The sequence below is a fragment of the Burkholderia sp. IO2 genome (assembly GCF_029522185.1).
In the GTDB taxonomy this organism is placed as follows: domain Bacteria; phylum Pseudomonadota; class Gammaproteobacteria; order Burkholderiales; family Burkholderiaceae; genus Burkholderia; species Burkholderia cenocepacia.
Genome location: NZ_JAKWFH010000031.1, coordinates 15,208 through 33,263, shown reverse-complemented (window position 1 = coordinate 33,263; position 18,056 = coordinate 15,208). Strand labels below are relative to the sequence as shown.

Here is an 18,056-nt window from a genome sequence, read left to right as displayed (position 1 = left end):
GGCACACGACTGCATTCGGCCCCTTCACGTCACTCCGCCCCACGCGAACCCTCCGTCGTAGAAAAACCGGGATTTCCCTAGGCTGACAGGCCGTCCCTCACGCGGTTAAATAAATCAACGTGATTTATTTAATGCGCCGCCGAGCGGTGCGACATGGAAGGAGACGCCATGAGAAGCCCGCACTTCGGCCAGGGAAGCAATTCGGCCAACGTGCGCCGTTACAACGAGCGCCTGCTGCTGAAGACGCTGCGCCGCGCCGGCAGCGCGTCGAAGGCCGACCTCGCGCGTCTCGCGAACATGACGGGCACGGCGGTCGGCAGCATCATCGGGGCGCTCGCCGACGCGAAGCTGATCGAATTCGCGGGTCGCACCGAAGGCCAGCGCGGCCAACCCGCTTCGCTGATCCGCCTCGATCCGCGCGGTGCATTCGGCATCGGCGTCCATCTCGACCGGATGCGCATCGAGACGGCGCTCGTCAATTTCGCGGGCGACGTGCTCGGCCGCCGCTCTCACGACACGCTGCTGCCGCCGCCCGCCGACGTGCTCGAGATCGTCCGTCACGACATCGACGCAATGCAGGCCCTGCTCCCCGACCATGAACGCGCGCGTCTGACCGGCATCGGCGTCGCGCAGCCGTACAACCTCGGCGCGTGGATGCGCGAACTCGGCCTCGCACCCGACACGTTCCGCGCGTGGGAAGACGTCGACTTCGCGTCCGACCTCGGCCGCACGCTGTCGCTGCCCGTGTTCGGCGAAAACGACGGCAACGCGGCCGCGATCGCCGAACTGTTCTACGGATATGGCCGGCAGTGCGACGACTTCGTCTACCTGTTCATCGGGCCGGCGATCGGCGGCGGCATCGCGATCGACGGCGACTGCCTGCGCGGCGTGACCGGCAATGCGGGCGACATCGCGGTGATTCCGGTGCCGCCGAGCCGGCTGGCCTCCGCGCCGCCGCCGCGCGGCCCGTGGGACATCCTGCTCGCGCGCGCCTCGCTGCATGCGCTCGTGCGCCACCTGCGCCATCACGGCGAGACGGTCGAGAACCGCGCCGATCTCGAAGCCTGCATCGCGCGCGGCCTGCCGGCCGTCGACGAATGGATCGACGACTGCGTCGACGCGCTCGCACCGGCGTTGCGCGCGGTGCTGTGCGTGATCGACGCGCCGGTGGTCGTGCTCGACGCCGACACCGACGCGGGCCTGCTCGACGCGGTCACGAGCCGGCTGCGCGCGGCGCTCGTGGCGACCGCACCCGAAGCGCGCGGCACGCCCGTGCTCGTGCGCGGCACGTTCGGCGCCGACGCCGGCGCGATCGGCGCCGCCACGCTGCCGATGTTTTTCAACTTCTCCCCGCGGGCCGGCATCCTCAAGGGCGCCCGCACCGACTCGCAGGAGGTCAACCATGTCGCGATCTGAGTCGCCCCGTCCGTTGCTCGAGATGCGCGGGATCAGCAAGACGTTCCCGGCCGTCCGCGCGCTCGACAACGTCAGCCTGACCGTCTATCCGGGCGAGATCCATTCGCTGATGGGCGAGAACGGCGCGGGCAAATCGACGCTGATGAAGATTCTGTCGGGCGCGTACCGCGCCGACGCCGGCGGCGAGATCCTGATCGACGGCCAACGCATCGACATCGACGGCCCGCTCGCCGCGCGCGATGCCGGCGTCGCGGTGATCTACCAGGAGCTGTGCCTGTCGCCGAACCTGACCGTCGCGGAAAACATCTACGTCGGCCGCGAACTGCGCCGCGGCAACCGGCGCTGGGGCACGATCGACCGCGCGGCGATGGCGCGCGGCTGCCAGGACGTGCTCGCACGCCTGGGCGCGCCGTTCGGGCCCGACACGCTCGTCGACACGCTGTCGATCGCCGAACAGCAGCTCGTCGAAATCGCGCGCGCCGTACACACCCGCGCCCGCATCCTCGTGATGGACGAGCCGACCACGCCGCTGTCGTCGCGCGAAACCGAGCACCTGTTCCGCCTGATCCGCCAGTTGCGCGAGGAAGGTCTCGCGATCATCTACATCAGCCACCGGATGGCGGAGATCTACGAGTTGTCCGACCGCGTATCGGTGCTGCGCGACGGCACGTACGTCGGCACGCTCGAACGCGCGTCGCTGTCGGCCGAGCGGCTCGTCGCGATGATGGTCGGGCGCGACATCTCCGGTTTCTACAAGAAGGAACACGCGCCGTACGACCCCGGCCACCTGCTGCTGTCGGTCCGCGACGTCGCAGACGGCGCGCGCGTACGCGGCTGCAGCTTCGATCTGCATGCCGGCGAAGTGCTCGGCATCGCCGGCCTCGTCGGCGCGGGCCGCACCGAACTCGCGCGGCTGATCTTCGGGGCCGAGCCGCGCGTGCGCGGCGACGTGAAGCTGGGCGAACGCACGTTCGGCGCGCACTCGCCGCGCGACGCGATCGACGCGGGCCTCGTCTACCTGACCGAGGACCGCAAGCGCCGGGGCCTGTTCCTCGACATGAGCGTGCGCGACAACATCAACATCTCGGTGTGCAACCGCGATGCGCGGCTCGGCGCGCTCGACCTCGCGCGCGGCGCCGAACGGGCGCGCGACGCGATCGCGTCGCTGTCGATCCGCGTGCCGCACGCCAACGTCAACGTCGGCGCGCTGTCGGGCGGCAACCAGCAGAAAGTGCTGCTGTCGCGCCTGCTCGAGACGAAGCCGCGCGTGCTGATCCTCGATGAACCGACACGCGGCGTCGACATCGGCGCGAAATCCGAGATCTACCGGATCATCAACGAATTGGCCCGTGCCGGCGTGGGCGTGATCGTGATCTCGAGCGAACTGCCGGAAATCATCGGCGTCGCCGATCGCGTGCTCGTGATGCGCGAGGGCGAGATCGCGGGTGAACTCGGCGGACACACGCATACGCCGATCACGCAGGAAGCGATCATCGCGCTCGCCACCGGCTCGCAGGCCGAACTGGCCGACGCGCACTGAGCCCCGCCCTTTTCATTTCACTCTCACTTTCAGGTTACCGAAATGATCAACCCGACCAAGCAGCGGAACCTCGCTTCCGCGACCGCCCATCCGGTCGCCAACCGCACGCCCCTGATGCGCGGCGCCGATCACCGCGCCCGCATGCAATCGCTGATCCGCACGGCCGGCATGCTGCCGGTGCTGCTGGTCCTGTGCGTCGGCTTCGGCTTCCTGACCGATGGCTTCTTCACGTTGCAGAACCTGTCGATCGTCACGCAGCAGGCGTCGATCAACATCGTGCTCGCCGCCGGCATGACGTTCGTGATCCTGACGGGCGGCATCGACCTGTCGGTCGGCTCGGTGCTCGCCGCCGCGGCCGTCGCGGCGCTCATCGCGTCGACCCTTCCCGGCTGGGGCTGGCTCGGCGTGCCGTTCGCGCTCGCGGTCGGCCTCGTGTTCGGCGCGATCAACGGCGGACTGATCTCGTTCCTGCGCCTGCCGCCGTTCATCGTCACGCTCGGCGCGATGACCGCCGTGCGCGGCGTCGCGCGCCTGATCGGCAACGACACGACCGTGTTCAACCCGCAACTGCCGTTCGCGTTCATCGGCAACGGCTCGATCCTCGGCGTGCCGTGGCTCGTCGTGATCGCGTGCGCGGTAATCGCGATCTCGTGGTTCATCCTGCGCCGCACGGTGCTCGGGATGCGGATCTATTCGGTCGGCGGCAACCCGGAAGCCGCACGGCTGTCGGGCATCAACGTACGGGCGATCCAGATGTTCGTATATGCGGCGTCGGGCCTGCTCGCCGGCCTCGGCGCGGTGATGTCGGCCGCGCGCCTGTATGCGGCCAACGGCCTGCAGCTCGGCCAGTCGTACGAGCTCGACGCGATCGCCGCGGTGATCCTCGGCGGCACGAGCTTCGTCGGCGGCGTCGGGTCGATCGTCGGCACGCTGATCGGCGCGCTGATCATCGCGGTGCTGACCAACGGCCTCGTGCTGCTCGGCGTGTCCGACATCTGGCAGTACATCATCAAGGGGCTCGTGATCATCGGCGCGGTCGCCCTCGACCGCTATCGCCAGCGCGACTCGGCCCGTACCTGACACCGTTCCCTCACCGCGCATTCCTGACCATTCAACCATCGGCGCGCAGGCAGGTCCTCCTGCGCGCGTTCGCCAACAGACCTCACGGAGACACAACGACATGTTCAAGCACACCGCCGCCCTGACCGCCGTCGCCTGCGCACTCGCGTTCGGCGCCGCCGCCGCCCACGCAGCCGACAAGCCGCTGAAATCGATCGGCGTCACGGTCGGGTCGCTCGGCAACCCGTACTTCGTCACGATCGTGAAAGGCGCCGAAGCGCGCGCGAAGCAGCTCAACCCGAATGCGAAGGTCACGGCCGTCTCGGCCGACTACGACCTGAACAAGCAGTTCACGCAGATCGACAACTTCATCTCCGCGCACGTCGACATGATCCTGCTCAACGCGACCGACCCGAAGGCGATCGAGCCGGCGGTGAAGAAGGCGCAGGCGGCCGGCATCACGGTCGTCGCGGTGGACGTCGCGGCGGCCGGCGCGAACGCGACCGTGCAGACCAACAACGTGAAGGCCGGCGAGCTCGCGTGCGACTACCTCGCGAAGAAGCTGAACGGCAAGGGCAACGTGATCATCGAGAACGGCCCGCAGGTGTCGGCCGTGATCGATCGCGTGAACGGCTGCAAGGCCGTGCTTGCGAAAAACGCCGGCATCAAGCTGCTGTCGAGCGACCAGGACGGCAAGGGCTCGCGCGAAGGCGGGATGAACGCGATGCAGGGCTACCTGACGCGCTTTCCGAAGCTCGACGGCGTGTTCACGATCAACGACCCGCAGGCGATCGGCAGCGATCTCGCGGCGAAACAGCTGAACCGCCCGAACATCGTGATCACGTCGGTCGACGGCGCGCCCGACATCGAGGTCGCGCTCAAGTCGAACACGCTCGTGCAGGCGTCGTCGAGCCAGGATCCGTGGGCGATGGCGCAGCAGGCGGTCAACGTCGGCTACGGGATCATGAACGGCCAGAAGCCGGCCAATCCGATGATCCTGATCGAGCCGACGCTCGTCACGCGCGACAACGTGAAGACCTACAAGGGCTGGAGCTCCCCGCGCTGATCGCGCCGAGCGCGCCGCCCGTCTGCGAGCCGGGCGGCGCCGGGCCGCGTCGCCGCGCGCGACGGCCGGTACTGCCGCCTGTTCAGATCAACCGCTGTACGGCCGCGCGCGACGCCGCGGCACAAGGTTTCCACATGACGACGACGTTTCCCCGCCTGATCGTTTTCGGCGAAGCGCTGACCGATTTCATCCGCGACGACGCACAGCACTGGCACAGCGTCGCCGGCGGCTCGTGCTGGAACGTCGCGCGCGTCGGGGCGCGACTCGGCGTGCCGACGGCCTTCGCCGGCACGGTCAGCCGCGACACTTTCGGCGACGAGCTGATGCGCAAGAGCGCCGATGCGGGGCTCGACATGCGCTTCATCCGGCAGGTCGACCGCGCGCCGCTCCTCGCGATGGTCGTATCGAAGCAGCCGCCGCACTATTTCTTCATCGGCGAAAACAGCGCCGATCTCGCGTTCGATCCGGCCGACTTGCCGGCCGGCGCGTTCGACGCGGCCGAGATCGTGCACGTCGGCTCGCTCGGCGTCGTGCGCGAGCCGCTCGCAGCGCGCCTGATCGAACTCGCGCAAGCCGCGCGGGCGGCCGGCAAGCGGATCTCGTTCGACCCGAACTTCCGCGCACCGATGGCCGCGCCGTCGTATCGCGACACGCTGCGCCGCCTGACCGCGCTGGCCGACTGGATCAAGGTCTCCGACGAGGATCTGCGCGGGCTGTTTCCCGAACTCGACGAAGCGGCCGCGCTCGCGCAACTGCGCGCGTGGGCGCCCGCCGCGACGATGCTCGTCACGCGCGGCGCAACCGGCATGCAACTGCTGCATCGCGATACCGAGCTGTTCCAGCCCGCGTTCCCGACCGCGGTCGCCGACACGGTCGGCTGCGGCGATGCGAGCATCGGCGGCTGGCTCGCGAGCCAGCTTGCTCGACCCGATGCGTCAGCCGCCGAGCATCTGCGTTACGCGGCCGCGTGCGCGGCCGTCGCCTGTGCGCATGCGGGCGCGTATGCGCCGACGGCCGCGGAAGTGGCCGACATGATCGGTCGCAGCGCCGGCGCCGCGCTGTCGCACTAGACGGCGCCGACGCGCCGCGCCGTCATGCAGCCCTCACGCGGCGGCCGTGCCGTCGCTGCCGTCCGGCGGACGGCCGGCCTGCAGCAGTTGCAGGCTCTCGTCGACGCTCAGTTCCGACATCGCATCGTCGTGCAGCGTATCGTCCGCCGCGCGGCGCAGTGCATGCAGCGCGTGCGTCTTGAGCCGGACGAGCGCGAGCCGCAGCCCGCGGGCCGCGCATTCGGCCGCGAACGTGCGCAACGATTCGATCGTCGTGCCGTCGACATCCGGCGTTTCCTCGAGGCTCAACATCACGGTATGCGTGTCCGGTGCAGCCTTCATCAGCGCCCGCACGCGATTGAGCATCCGGTCCGCATTCGCGAAGAACAGTTGCGCCTCGGGCCGCACGATCAGCACGCCCGGCACCGGCTTCGCATCGGCATGGCTCGCGACGTCGACGAAATCGTGGCTGTCGCGCAGCCGGCCGAGCACGCTGACGTTCGGCTCGGACAGCTTGCGCAGCGTCAGCAGCAGGCTCACGCCAATGGCCGCGAGCAGCCCGTGCAGCACGCCGAGCACGAGCACCGCGAGCAGTGCCGCGATCACGACGAGCCGGTCGCGATGCCAGGCCCAGTACGGCCGGAACACGGACGGATGCAGCGAATGGCTGACCGCGAAGATCACGATGGCCGCGAGCACGGGCTCGGGCGTGCGCGCGAGCTGCGGCAGCAGCAGCCAGACGATCAGCGCGACCACGCCGGCCGCCCACATTCCCGCGAAGCGCGACTGCGCGCCGGCCGCCTCGTTCGCCGACGTTGCCGAATAGCCGGCGCCGACCGGCATCCCGTGCAGCAGGCCCGACACGAGATTCGCGCAGCCGAGCGCAACGAGGTCGCGGTTCGGCGACACGGTATCGCCGTGCTTCAGCGCGAAGTTGCGGATCGATCCGTACGACTCCGCATACAGGATCAGCATCAGCGCGAACGCGAGCTCGACCGTCTGCATCCATGCGTTGCGGCCGAGATGCGGCAACCCGAATTCGAGGTGCCGGAAGTCGATATGGCCGACGATCGCGATTCCGTACCGCTGCCAGTCGATCGCGTAACCCGCCGCGATCGACAGCACGATCACGACGAGCGTCGCGGGCACGCGCGCGCCGCGGCCGAGCACGAACAGCAGCGCGAGCGCGGTCGCGCCGAGCACGACGCTCGCGAGATTCGCGTGCGGCGCGCCGGTGATCAAATCGAGCGCGACGTGGGGCGCATCGCCGTGCTGCACGGCAATCGCGAGAATCTTCGGTAGCTGCTTGATGACGATCGTCAGCGCGAGGCCGAACGTGAAGCCGCGCAGCACGGGCCGCGCGACGAAATCCGACATGCCGCCGAGCCGCGCGACGCCGGCCAGGATGAACAGCACGCCCGTCATCGCGACGAGCGCCGCCGCCAGCGCGAGCTGCGCGGCGAGCGCCATCCCCGATTCGGCGAGCACGGTCGCGGCGAGCACCGCGGCCGACGACGACGTCGACGACACGATCGCGAAGCGGCTGCTGCCCGTCAGCGCATAGACGACGAGCCCCGACAGCAGCGCGATCAGGCCGGCCTGCGGCGGCAGGTTCGCGAGCCCCGCATACGCGACCGCCTCGGGAATCAGCAGGCCGGCAATCGACAGGCCGGCCAGCGCATCGAGGCCGATCCGTTGCGTACGCGGTGCCGGCGGCGTGTCGAGCGCCGCGAAATGGTCCGGATGTTGGGGGCCGGCGTCGGGGCGGATCGGGGCGGTCGTCATGAGGCGGTCGGCGCCGTGGGCCGGTCAGGGTTTGACGGCGATCACGCCCGACCAGCCGGGCAGATAGCGCGCATCCTGGTCGTGCGCACGATGCAGCGCGACATCGAGCGCCTTCGCGAAATTCTTGCGGATCTGGTCGAGCGACACGTGCTGGCGCAGATAGTCGGCCCACAGGAATTCGCTGAACGGCGTCGCGTCCTTCGCGTACCCGCCCGCCGTGCGCAGCTCGCCGGCGAGGCTGCGGTACGGATCGTCCTCGAGCCCCGTCAGCGCCTTCGGCAAATGCGCATAGTCGCGCCGCGAGCCGTCCGGGCCGAACGGATGCACCCACTGGTTGTGTTCCATCATCCGCCAGAAGATCGTGTCGTCGAGCCACGACAGATCCTTCAGCAGCATCGCGTTCACGCGCGACTCGCCCTCCTCGATCAGCGCGAGGCCGAGATGATGGTGATCGGTGATGTAGTGCAGCCCGTCCGGGCCGAGGACGGCCGGGAACCAGTGCGATTCGATCGCGGCCTTGCGGGCGCGCTTGTTCAGCGCCTTCCAGTGCTTGCGCTTCGCCTTGACTTCGCGGTAGCCCACCGTCATCTGGGTCGGACGCAGCGCGTCGAGCCTGACGGGAATGAGATGAACGTCGGTGCCGAGTGCCATGGTCGTACCCCATGTTGCGAAATTCCGGCAACGATACTCCGGATCGCGCGCGCCGTTAATCCGTCATCACCGCGATGCGCGTCCGGTTGACCCTCTCTGACACTTGCCGCACGCACGACGCCACGCTACGCCCGCAAATCGTTGCGTTCGAGGCGGTGACGAATGTAAGGAATGCCGTCGTGCACGACGCTCACGCGCCGCATGCCGAGCTTGCGCGCCACATTCAGCGAGCCGCTGTTGGCCTCCGCGATATCGGCGATCACGCGCGGCAGGCGCACGGTGTCGAACGCGTGCCGCACGACGGCCGCCGCGGCTTCACTCGCGATGCCGCGCCCCCACGTCGCACGCACCAGCCGCCAGCCGATCTCGACGTCGCGCGATCCGTCCTTGTAATCGGGAATCAGCAGGATCCAGCCGATGAACACCTCGGGTGCGGCCTTCTCGAAGATCGACCAGTAGCCGAGGCCCGGCGGATAGTCGCACGTGATCCGGTGCGTGACGAAGCGACGATGCTCGACGGGGTCGTGCCACGGGCCCGCGATGTGGCGCGTGACCTCGGGATCGCGATCCATCTCGATGCACGCATCGAGATCGGCCAGCACGCGCGGACGCAGCCACAGCCGCGCGGTTTCGAGCACGGGCAACGGGTCGGCGGAACGGTCGTTCATCTGGACTCCTGATACGGGGGCGATGCGCATCGAGCGCATTACAGAATTGATACAAACAGCCTTCCGGAATGATACAGAGTCCTGACGCGTGCCTCGCGCGGCTCCGTTTCCGTTTCCGAAACAGTGCATTTCGTAGGGATTATTCCCGATTCGGCGCTATCGCGCCCCACATCGCGCGACGCGGAAGCCTACACTCGATCAATGCCTCCCGCGCCGCGCGCGAGCCGGGCCGGCATCCGCATGCACATCGTGAGCGCGCAAGCCAACGAGGAGACCCCGGACATGAGCTGGACCCGCGAGCAACGCAACGTCACGATCGCCGCCTACCTGGGCTGGACGCTCGATGCGTTCGATTTTTTCCTGATGGTTTTCGTGCTGAAGGACATCGCCGCGGAGTTCGCGTCGACGATTCCCGCCGTCGCGTTCGCGCTCACGCTGACGCTCGCGATGCGCCCGCTCGGCGCGCTGATCTTCGGCCGGCTCGCCGACCGCTTCGGCCGCCGCCCGACGCTGATGGTCAACATCGCGTGCTATTCGCTGCTCGAACTCGCGTCGGGTTTCGCGCCGAGCCTGACCGCGCTGCTCGTGCTGCGCGCGCTGTTCGGCATCGCGATGGGCGGCGAATGGGGCGTCGGCTCCGCGCTGACGATGGAAACCGTGCCGACGCATGCGCGCGGCTTCGTGTCCGGGCTGCTGCAGGCCGGCTATCCGAGCGGTTATCTGCTCGCGTCGGTCGTGTTCGGCCTGTTCTACCAATACATCGGCTGGCGCGGGATGTTCATGGTCGGCGTGCTGCCCGCGCTGCTCGTGCTGTACGTGCGCGCGCACGTGCCCGAATCGCCGGCATGGAAACAGATGGAGAAGCGCCCGCGCCCGAGCCTTGGCGCCACGTTGAAACAGAACTGGAAACTCACGATCTACGCGATCGTGCTGATGACCGCGTTCAACTTCTTCTCGCACGGTACGCAGGATCTCTATCCGACCTTCCTGCGCGAACAGCATCACTTCGATCCGCATACCGTGTCCTGGATCACGATCGTGCTGAACATCGGCGCGATCGTCGGCGGCCTGTCGTTCGGCACGATCTCCGAGCGGCTCGGCCGGCGCCGCGCGATCTTCATCGCCGCGCTGATCGCGCTGCCGGTGCTGCCGCTGTGGGCGTTCTCGAGCGGCCCGGTCGCGCTCGCCGCCGGCGCGTTCCTGATGCAGATCTCGGTACAGGGCGCGTGGGGCGTAATACCGGTTCACCTGAACGAGATCTCGCCCGACGAGATCCGGGCCACCTTCCCCGGCGTCGTCTACCAGCTCGGTAACCTGCTCGCGTCGGGCAACGCGACGATGCAGGCATCACTCGCCGTGTCGAACGGCAACAACTACGGCTTCGCGCTCGCGCTCGTGGCCGGCATCGTGGCCGTCGCGATCGCCGTGCTGATCCTGTTCAGCCGCGAACGGCGCGGCATCGACATGACGCAATCGGTCAATACGCGTAGCACCGTCGGGTGAACCCGCGCGTTGCGGCACCGCATCATCGCGCGCGCCCCGCCCCGCCGTGAGCGGGTGCCGCGCTTTCCGCACCTGCACATCGAACTAGAGGAATTGGTCCAGACGCCGCGCTTGCCCGCGCCGCCCGCGTTTTTTTATCTTAATGAAAACGACTGTTTGAATCAGATAATCAAATCACCTGTTCGCGGCCGGGAAACCGGCATGGGAGGCGGAACATGGCAGTAAGTCAGGAGGGGCGGCCATCGGCGGGACGGCCGTCCGGGGCGCGGTCATCCGGCACGCGGCAGACCGGCGGGACGAAGGCGCGCATTCTCGATGCGGCCGAGGATCTGTTCATCGAACACGGCTTCGAGGCGATGTCGATGCGCCAGATCACCTCGCGCGCGGCGGTCAACCTCGCCGCGGTCAACTACCACTTCGGCAGCAAGGAAGCGCTGATCCACGCGATGCTGTCGCGCCGGCTCGATCAGCTGAACCAGGAGCGCCTCGGCATCCTCGACCGCTTCGACGCGCAGCTCGGCACCCACATCACCTGCGAGCACGTGCTCGGCGCGATGTTCATTCCGGCGCTGAAGGCCTCGCGCGATCCCGAACGCGGCGGGCCCGGGTTCCTCCGGCTGATCGGCCGCGCGTATACCGACCCTTCGCCGTTCGTCCGCAACTTCCTGACCGCGCACTACGCGAGCGTCGCGGGCCGCTTCTTCGATGCGTTCCAGCGCGCGCTGCCGCACCTGCCGCGCACCGAACTCGGCTGGCGGCTGCACTTCGCGATCGGCGCGCTGTCCGGCGCGCTCGCGGGTGCCGAAACCGAAAGCCTGATCGACGAATTCTCGCAAGGCCGCACGATGAACGACGTGCAGATGATCGCGCGGCTGTCGTCGCTGATCGTCGCCGCGCTGAAAGCGCCGATGCCAGACAGCGCGCAACTGTCGATCTTCGCGGCGGTGCTCGACGATGCCGACGCCAGCGAAGCGTTCGGGCTGCCGCAGTCGGGCGCGACGGCCGCCGAGGCGGCAACGCTGCATTCCACGAACTGAACGCGCGAGGCCACGCGCGGCTTCCTGTTCACGATTTGATTGATACGCACGGTCAGGCGCGGCGTCGAGACGCCCGCGCCGGCCGGCCGCGAAGCACGGGGCATGGGCTGGCGCTGACGCGCCGACCCGCGCCGAGCGCCAAGACCGGAGACACGTCATGTCATCATCCGCAGCAACCACCTCGGCCCAGCTTCCGCCGAACACCGACGCCATCTGGTACGCGTCGTACCCGCCCGGCGTCCCGCACGAGATCGACGTCACGCAATACGCGTCGCTCGTGCAGTTCTTCGACGAATGCACGACCCGCTTCGCCGACCGCGTCGCGTATGTCAGCGCCGGCGCGTCGATGACCTATCGCACGCTCGCGCAGAAGGTCGACGCATTCGCGTCGTATCTGCAAAGCCTCGGCGTGAAGCCCGGCGACCGCGTCGCGATCATGCTGCCGAACACGTTCCAGTATCCGGTCGCGCTGTTCGGCACGCTGAAGGCCGGCGCGATCGTCGTCAACGTGAATCCGCTCTACACCGCGCGCGAACTCGCGCACCAGTTGAAGGACAGCGGCGCGCAGACGATCGTCGTGTTCGAGAACTTCGCGCGCACGCTGCAGGACGCGCTGCCGGAAACGCAGGTGAAGCACATCGTCGTCACCGCGCTCGGCGACCTGCTCGCCGACGGTCTCAACGCGAAAGGACGCCTGATCAATTTCGTGCTGAAGCACGTGAAGAAGCTCGTGCCGGACTACCACCTGCCGCAGGCGATCCGGCTGCGCTCCGCCCTCGCGCTCGGCGCGCGCGGCACGCCGCAACCGGTGCAGACCACGCGCGACGATCTCGCGTTCCTGCAATACACCGGCGGCACGACCGGCGTCGCGAAAGGCGCGATGCTCACGCACGGCAACCTGATCGCGAACCTGCTGCAGGCGAAGGCGTGGATCGCCGACCAGGTGTCGGGCGACGTCGAAACCGTGCTCACGCCGCTGCCGCTCTATCACATCTATTCGCTGACGGTGAACGCGTTCATCTTCATGGGGCTCGGCGGGCGCAACATCCTGATCGCGAACCCGCGCGACATGAAGATGGTGATGAAGATCATCCGCCACGAGACGTTCACGGGCATCACCGGCATCAACACGCTGTACAACGCATTCCTCGACAACGAGGAATTCCGCAAGCGCGACTTCTCGAAGCTCAAGCTCGCGATGGCGGGCGGGATGGCGATGCAGCGCGCGGTCGCCGAGCGCTTCCAGCAGGTGACGGGCCGGCCGGTAGTCGAAGGCTACGGCCTCACCGAGTGCTCGCCGATCGTCACGATGAACCCCGTGGATCTGAACGACATGGCCGCGTTCAGCGGTTCGATCGGCCTGCCCGCGCCATCGACCCTCGTGCGCTTTCGCCGCGAGGACGGCACCTGGGCCGCCGTCGGCGAGCCGGGCGAGCTGTGCGTGCGCGGCCCGCAGGTGATGCGCGGCTACTGGCAGCGCCCCGACGAGACCGCCAAGGTGATCGACGCCGACGGCTGGCTCGGCACCGGCGACATCGGCGTGATGGACGAGCGCGGTTTCATCCGCCTCATCGATCGCAAGAAGGACATGATCCTCGTGTCGGGCTTCAACGTGTATCCGAACGAGATCGAGGAAGTGCTGGTGATGCATCCGGGCATCAGCGAAGCCGCGGCGATCGGCATTCCCGACGAGGTGCAGGGCGAACGGATCAAGGTGTTCGTCGTGCGCCGCGACCCGTCGCTGACGGCCGAGGACGTGCTCGCGCACTGCCGCAAGAACCTGACCGGCTACAAGATGCCGAAATTCGTCGAGTTCCGCGACGCGCTGCCGCAGACGAACGTCGGCAAGATCCTGCGCCGCGCGCTGCGCGACGAGGAACTCGCCAAACTCAACGCCGCGAAGCAAGGCTGAACGATCCATCGCTCCGGGAGACGCTGTCGATGAACGAAGGAATGAAACGCCGCGCGCGGCATGCCGCCGCGGCGGCGCTCGCGTGCGTGCTGTCGCTCGCACAGGCGGGCCTGCATGCACAGGAAACGGCGAGCGCCGCGAGCGCGGCACCGGCCGTCGCGCTGCCCGCGGATCTCGCGAAGGTCACGCACGAGCCGCTCGCGCAACAGGCGCGCTGGCTGCGCACGGCGGCCCAGCGCGGCACGCTCGCGCAACTCGACGACGCGACGCTCACCGCGCTCTTCAAGGCGCTCGATCCGCTCGCCGTACCGCTCTATATCCGCAACGGCCCGAACGGCTATCCGGCCTACCAGTTCACGATGGTGCGCCAGGAGCGCATCAGCGGAAAATGGTCCGACACGCCCGACCGCATGCTCGTGAAGACGACCCGCGAGCCGCTGCGGGTGTATGCGAAATGGCTGCCGGGCGGCGCGCATGCCGGACAGGAGACCATCTACGACACGACCCAGCGCAAGGACGAGATGTATGGCCATCTCGGCGGCCTGCTCGGCAAGATTCCGCTGTGGACGGCGATCGACGGCGCGCTGGCGCGTGCCCAGTCGAATCACCAGGTGAAGGATCTCGGCACCGAGTTCATCACGAACCTGTACCTGACCGAAGGGAAGAAATACCTGGAAGCCGGCGTGCAGCGGCCGACCGACGTGCAGGCCAAAACGATCGACGGCGTGCGCGTCGTCGCGCTCACCTACGAAACGCCGACCGGCCGGCCGCAGTTCTATGCGAAAAAGGAAGTGCTGGGGCTCGACCTGCACGCCCCCTATTTCCGGACCGTCGAGTCCTATGACAACGACGGCAAGATCTTCGAGCGGATCGTCATCGAGAAAATCGCGCCCGCGACCCTCGACGACACCGCATTCGACCCGAAAAACCCCGACTACGCGTTCTGACACGCGCTGACGGGGCCGATCACGGGCTCAATCGTCATCGTCGTCGCCGTGGTGCCGATGCCAGTGCTTGTAGTAGTGCTTGCGCCACTTGCGGTAGCGATCGTCGTCGTCATCGCCGTAATAGCCGTATCCGTAGCCCGGATAGGCGACGACGGCGGGCTGCGGCGCCACATAGACCGGCGCCGGTTCGACATAGACCGGTGCGACCGGTACGCCGATGCCGACCGACAGGTCGACATGCCCCGCCATTGCACTACCGGAAACGAGCAACGCCATGCCCCCGATTACCCCTGCCACTTGCCTCTTGTTCATGCTCCGGATCCCTGATAAGCCGGCCCGCCCGGCTCACGCAACCAATGTAAGCGCGCCGCCCGCGCCGAGGTGATACGGGGCTGCGAGAGTCGTAACGCGACGTAACGAAACGGCTTTGGCCATTCGGCCGGATCGCGAAAATGCGCCGGAACGTCTATAGTGGGTTACGGTTCGACACAATCACGACTGCGCGCTCCCCTATCGAACAGGGTAGAATTCCGCCAAACGGCTTGTGGACGAACACGCCACACACACGCACAACATATTCTCTGACGCAGGCTCCTGCCGCACCTCAATGGCCAATCCCGCAGAATCCCATCCGCAAAACGACTTCATCAATTCGGCGCGCAAGGAACGTAAGCGTGTTGAAATCTATCTCGTCAACGGCATTCGTCTGACGGGGTGTATCGAGTCGTTCGACCAGTATCTGGTGATGCTGCGCACCCCCGTGGGTCTGCAAGGCATCTACAAGCGTGCGATTTCCACGATCCAGCTCGACACGGGCGGTTCGCGCCCGGGCGGCGGCGGCCCCCGCGGCCCGCGCACCGGCGGTCGCCCCGGCGGCCGTGAAGGCGGCGGCCACAGCCCGTACGGCTCGCACGGCGGTCCGCGCGAATCGCGCGGCGACGGCGGCTACGGCTCCCGCGAGCCGCGTGAAGGCTACGGTTCGCGCGAACCGCGCGAGGGCTACGGCTCGCGTGAGCCGCGCGAAGGCTACGGCGCACCGCGTGAACCGCGCGAAAGCTACGGCGCGCCGCGCGACACCGGCGACGCATCCGGCAACGCCGCGCCGTCGGATTCCCGCGGCGGCAACGGGCCGGTCATCGTGACGCGCCGCCGGCGAATCGTGCCGGACGGCCAGTAAAACAAAAGGGCAAGCCAACCGGCTTGCCCTTTTCACTTGTACGGCCGGCGCGGCATGTCGCCGCACCGCCGTTACCGAATTCAGCGTGCCGTCGTCGGCAAACCCGCGTCGGCCTCGCGCTGCAGCGAACGCACCTGCTGCTGCAACGCCCGCAATTGCGACTGGAGCTGCGCCTGTTGCGCCTGCAACGCCGCCGTTTCGCTCCGCACGCTCTTCTGGCGATCCGCCACCGCCGCCTGCTGCTGGCGGGCGATCGAGATGTCCGCCTGCAGACGCCGCGCGCGGTCCTGCGTGACTTCGATCTGCTTGTCCATTTGCGCCTTCTGCGATTCCAGCTTCGCCGCCCGCAGTTCGTTGACGGCCAGCCGCTCCGCCTGATGCGAGAAATCGCGATAGATCGCTTCCGCGCGCGTTTCGTCGTAAGTCTTGATCACGCGCCAGAACGCCTTTTGCTGGAACAACGCGACGAAATACGCACCGTCCTTGACGTTGAACAGCAGGCTGGCGCCGTAGCTGCCGTTGTAGCTCGTGCGCATTTCCGTCAGCGAGTGCGCCTGGATCTGGCGCTGCAAATCGTCGACCGTGCTCGGTCCCGTCGTCTCGCCGGCCTGCGGCTGCACCGACGTCTGCGCCTGCGAATCGATCACCGGAATCGCGGCCACCGGCGCCGATGCCTGCTGCACCGCCGACGGATCGCTGCCTGCCAGCCCCTGCGCGAACACGCCTTGCATGCCTCCCACCAGGGCGAGCATTACGCTCACCCGCCCCAACCCCGTCATATGGCTCATGAAGTTTTATTCCCGCCCGAGTCGTTGTAATTCACTGCGATTTTATCTCATTAATTACTCGCTTTCGCGGGTCTCGGGCTCTTCGTCGAAGATCTGATATTTGCGCATTTTTTCCCACAACACCTTGCGGCTGATGCCGAGCTGCTGGGCCGTGTCCTGACGCCGCCAACCGTTTGCGTCGAGCGCCGCGATCACGCGGTTGCGCTCGTTCATGTCCCACTTGCTGCGATCGACGAACACCTCGGCCGCACTCTCAGCCGGCACCGGCTGGGCCGCGCTGCGCGCGTGCGCGATCAGTCGCTGCAGTCGCGCGGCATCCCAGCCGCCCGTCTGTCGCACCGTCACGCCGACGCGCTCGGCGAGGTTGCGCAGCTCGCGCACGTTGCCGGGGAAATAGCTGTCCGCGACCGAATCCGTGAGCCAGTACGGCAGGTCGGACAACTCGGCGAGCCGCTCCTCGCCCACCACCTGGGCGACGAACGACTTGAACAGCGCGATCTTGTCGACCGCACCGCGCTCTTCCAGCGACGGAATGCTCAGCTCGATCACCGCGAGCCGGTAGTAGAGATCGGCGCGGAACAGTCCCTCCTTCACGAGCTGCGGCAGCTTCTTGTTGCTTGCCGCGACCAGACGGAAATCGACCTTGACCGGCGCCGTCGCGCCGACGCGCAGCACCGCGCCGTCCTCGAGCACGCGTAGCAGCTTGACTTGCTGGTACAGCGGCAGATCGCCGACTTCGTCGAGGAACAGCGTGCCGCCGGCCGCCTGCTCGAAATAGCCTTTATGCGCAACAACCGCGCCCGTGAACGACCCTTTCGCATGGCCGAAGAACAGCGATTCGAACAGGCCGTCCGGAATCGCGCCGCAGTTCACCGGCACGAATTCGCCGTGCCGGTAGCGTGAATGCTTTTCGTGCAGCAGTTGCGCGATGCGCTCCTTGCCGACGCCGGTTTCGCCGTGCAGCAGCACGTTGGTGTCGCAGTCGGCGAACGTATCGACTTCGTGCAGCAGCGCCTGCATCGATTCGGAGTGCGCGACGAGTTCCGACGGCTGCAACGTCTCGGCTGCGTGCGCACGCAGTTGCGTGACGAGCTTGCCGATCATGCCGCGCAGTTCGGCGCACGTGAAGTCGAGCGGCAGGATATGCGAATACTCGGGCGGATACTGCGACGCGTCGTGGTCGCGCGCCGCGCCGACCCAGACCACCGGCATGCCGATGTTGGCCTGCCAGTCGCGCAGGAATGCCGCGCCGCCTTCGATCATCGTCACGCTGATGATCGCCAGCGAGCGCCGCAACGCGGCGCGCTCGGGCGAGACCGCCGCGTTGTCGGCGCGGATCACTTCGACGTCGAAGCTCGCCATGCACCGGGCGACGCGGTCGACGATGTCCGCCTTGCCTTCCCAGACGTACAGGTCGAGCTCTTCGATTGCGGGCGTATTTCTCATCTGATCTGCTTC

General features: G+C 67.6%; 16 protein-coding genes. 10 read left to right on the top strand and 6 right to left on the bottom strand.

Going from position 1 to position 18,056, the window contains the following annotated elements; translation table 11 throughout:
• The first annotated feature begins 168 nt into the window (after positions 1 to 168).
• From MMB92_RS20415 to MMB92_RS20395, 5 genes are all read left to right on the top strand, one after another.
• The gene (locus tag MMB92_RS20415) at positions 169 to 1,416 is read left to right on the top strand and encodes an ROK family protein (protein WP_060268024.1); all 1,248 of its coding nucleotides are present in this window, start codon (positions 169 to 171) and stop codon (positions 1,414 to 1,416) included.
• Positions 1,403 to 2,956: a sugar ABC transporter ATP-binding protein gene (locus tag MMB92_RS20410; RefSeq protein WP_241300616.1), complete on the top strand. Its 1,554-nt coding sequence runs from the start codon at positions 1,403 to 1,405 to the stop codon at positions 2,954 to 2,956. Before MMB92_RS20415 ends, MMB92_RS20410 begins: the two co-directional genes overlap by 14 nt.
• A gap of 42 nt (positions 2,957 to 2,998) precedes the next feature.
• Complete coding sequence (locus tag MMB92_RS20405) at positions 2,999 to 4,036, top strand: ribose ABC transporter permease (RefSeq protein ID WP_006485281.1); 1,038 nt, start codon at positions 2,999 to 3,001, stop codon at positions 4,034 to 4,036.
• Between the two features lie 100 nt (positions 4,037 to 4,136).
• Positions 4,137 to 5,081: an ABC transporter substrate-binding protein gene (locus MMB92_RS20400; RefSeq protein ID WP_006485275.1), complete on the top strand. Its 945-nt coding sequence runs from the start codon at positions 4,137 to 4,139 to the stop codon at positions 5,079 to 5,081.
• A gap of 134 nt (positions 5,082 to 5,215) precedes the next feature.
• Positions 5,216 to 6,151, top strand: a complete 936-nt coding sequence (locus tag MMB92_RS20395; RefSeq protein ID WP_034200642.1) for a carbohydrate kinase — start codon at positions 5,216 to 5,218, stop codon at positions 6,149 to 6,151.
• Positions 6,152 to 6,184: 33 nt separating this feature from the next.
• Here the strand turns inward: MMB92_RS20395 and MMB92_RS20390 are convergent, their stop codons facing one another.
• The 3 genes from MMB92_RS20390 to MMB92_RS20380 all read right to left on the bottom strand — a co-directional run bounded on the left by MMB92_RS20390 (position 6,185) and on the right by MMB92_RS20380 (position 9,234).
• Positions 6,185 to 7,915 carry a SulP family inorganic anion transporter gene (locus MMB92_RS20390; RefSeq protein ID WP_059723718.1) on the bottom strand — a complete coding sequence of 577 codons (1,731 nt, stop codon included), beginning with the start codon at positions 7,913 to 7,915 and terminating at the stop codon, positions 6,185 to 6,187.
• Between the two features lie 24 nt (positions 7,916 to 7,939).
• On the bottom strand, positions 7,940 to 8,566 hold the full coding sequence (locus tag MMB92_RS20385) for a ParB-like protein (protein ID WP_006485279.1): 627 nt from the start codon (positions 8,564 to 8,566) through the stop codon (positions 7,940 to 7,942).
• 125 nt (positions 8,567 to 8,691) lie between these two features.
• The gene (locus MMB92_RS20380) at positions 8,692 to 9,234 is read right to left on the bottom strand and encodes a GNAT family N-acetyltransferase (protein ID WP_006495318.1); all 543 of its coding nucleotides are present in this window, start codon (positions 9,232 to 9,234) and stop codon (positions 8,692 to 8,694) included.
• Between the two features lie 282 nt (positions 9,235 to 9,516).
• On the opposite strand from MMB92_RS20380, the gene MMB92_RS20375 reads away from it, so the two are divergent.
• From MMB92_RS20375 to MMB92_RS20360, 4 genes are all read left to right on the top strand, one after another.
• The gene (locus MMB92_RS20375; RefSeq protein WP_006495319.1) at positions 9,517 to 10,737 is read left to right on the top strand and encodes an MFS transporter; all 1,221 of its coding nucleotides are present in this window, start codon (positions 9,517 to 9,519) and stop codon (positions 10,735 to 10,737) included.
• 215 nt (positions 10,738 to 10,952) lie between these two features.
• Positions 10,953 to 11,774, top strand: a complete 822-nt coding sequence (locus MMB92_RS20370; RefSeq protein ID WP_277562899.1) for a TetR/AcrR family transcriptional regulator — start codon at positions 10,953 to 10,955, stop codon at positions 11,772 to 11,774.
• A 157-nt stretch (positions 11,775 to 11,931) separates the two neighbouring features.
• Entirely contained in the window at positions 11,932 to 13,686 is a 1,755-nt protein-coding gene (locus MMB92_RS20365; RefSeq protein WP_048986594.1) for an AMP-binding protein, read from the top strand.
• Between the two features lie 29 nt (positions 13,687 to 13,715).
• Positions 13,716 to 14,633, top strand: a complete 918-nt coding sequence (locus MMB92_RS20360) for a DUF1571 domain-containing protein (RefSeq protein WP_006495322.1) — start codon at positions 13,716 to 13,718, stop codon at positions 14,631 to 14,633.
• A 27-nt stretch (positions 14,634 to 14,660) separates the two neighbouring features.
• On the opposite strand, the gene MMB92_RS20355 is transcribed toward MMB92_RS20360, so the two are convergent.
• Positions 14,661 to 14,945 (bottom strand): hypothetical protein, encoded by a 285-nt coding sequence (locus tag MMB92_RS20355; RefSeq protein WP_012492571.1) that lies wholly within the window; start codon positions 14,943 to 14,945, stop codon positions 14,661 to 14,663.
• Between the two features lie 295 nt (positions 14,946 to 15,240).
• Here MMB92_RS20355 and hfq point away from each other — a divergent pair, with 295 nt between their 5' ends.
• Positions 15,241 to 15,810 (top strand): RNA chaperone Hfq, encoded by a 570-nt coding sequence (gene hfq, locus MMB92_RS20350; protein ID WP_006495323.1) that lies wholly within the window; start codon positions 15,241 to 15,243, stop codon positions 15,808 to 15,810.
• A gap of 80 nt (positions 15,811 to 15,890) precedes the next feature.
• On the opposite strand, the gene MMB92_RS20345 is transcribed toward hfq, so the two are convergent.
• Positions 15,891 to 16,598 (bottom strand): DUF2968 domain-containing protein, encoded by a 708-nt coding sequence (locus tag MMB92_RS20345; protein ID WP_060268012.1) that lies wholly within the window; start codon positions 16,596 to 16,598, stop codon positions 15,891 to 15,893.
• Positions 16,599 to 16,652: 54 nt separating this feature from the next.
• Positions 16,653 to 18,044: a sigma-54 dependent transcriptional regulator gene (locus tag MMB92_RS20340; RefSeq protein ID WP_006483492.1), complete on the bottom strand. Its 1,392-nt coding sequence runs from the start codon at positions 18,042 to 18,044 to the stop codon at positions 16,653 to 16,655.
• Between the last annotated feature and the right edge of the window lie 12 nt (positions 18,045 to 18,056).

Bases quoted from the DNA above. Each gene is read 5' to 3' on its own strand.
- MMB92_RS20415 (WP_060268024.1), top strand. From the start codon at position 169: ATGAGAAGCCCGCACTTCGGCCAGGGAAGCAATTCGGCCAACGTGCGC.
- MMB92_RS20410 (WP_241300616.1), top strand. From the start codon at position 1,403: ATGTCGCGATCTGAGTCGCCCCGTCCGTTGCTCGAGATGCGCGGGATC.
- MMB92_RS20405 (WP_006485281.1), top strand. From the start codon at position 2,999: ATGATCAACCCGACCAAGCAGCGGAACCTCGCTTCCGCGACCGCCCAT.
- MMB92_RS20400 (WP_006485275.1), top strand. From the start codon at position 4,137: ATGTTCAAGCACACCGCCGCCCTGACCGCCGTCGCCTGCGCACTCGCG.
- MMB92_RS20395 (WP_034200642.1), top strand. From the start codon at position 5,216: ATGACGACGACGTTTCCCCGCCTGATCGTTTTCGGCGAAGCGCTGACC.
- MMB92_RS20390 (WP_059723718.1), bottom strand. From the start codon at position 7,915: ATGACGACCGCCCCGATCCGCCCCGACGCCGGCCCCCAACATCCGGAC.
- MMB92_RS20385 (WP_006485279.1), bottom strand. From the start codon at position 8,566: ATGGCACTCGGCACCGACGTTCATCTCATTCCCGTCAGGCTCGACGCG.
- MMB92_RS20380 (WP_006495318.1), bottom strand. From the start codon at position 9,234: ATGAACGACCGTTCCGCCGACCCGTTGCCCGTGCTCGAAACCGCGCGG.
- MMB92_RS20375 (WP_006495319.1), top strand. From the start codon at position 9,517: ATGAGCTGGACCCGCGAGCAACGCAACGTCACGATCGCCGCCTACCTG.
- MMB92_RS20370 (WP_277562899.1), top strand. From the start codon at position 10,953: ATGGCAGTAAGTCAGGAGGGGCGGCCATCGGCGGGACGGCCGTCCGGG.
- MMB92_RS20365 (WP_048986594.1), top strand. From the start codon at position 11,932: ATGTCATCATCCGCAGCAACCACCTCGGCCCAGCTTCCGCCGAACACC.
- MMB92_RS20360 (WP_006495322.1), top strand. From the start codon at position 13,716: ATGAACGAAGGAATGAAACGCCGCGCGCGGCATGCCGCCGCGGCGGCG.
- MMB92_RS20355 (WP_012492571.1), bottom strand. From the start codon at position 14,945: ATGAACAAGAGGCAAGTGGCAGGGGTAATCGGGGGCATGGCGTTGCTC.
- hfq (WP_006495323.1), top strand. From the start codon at position 15,241: ATGGCCAATCCCGCAGAATCCCATCCGCAAAACGACTTCATCAATTCG.
- MMB92_RS20345 (WP_060268012.1), bottom strand. From the start codon at position 16,598: ATGAGCCATATGACGGGGTTGGGGCGGGTGAGCGTAATGCTCGCCCTG.
- MMB92_RS20340 (WP_006483492.1), bottom strand. From the start codon at position 18,044: ATGAGAAATACGCCCGCAATCGAAGAGCTCGACCTGTACGTCTGGGAA.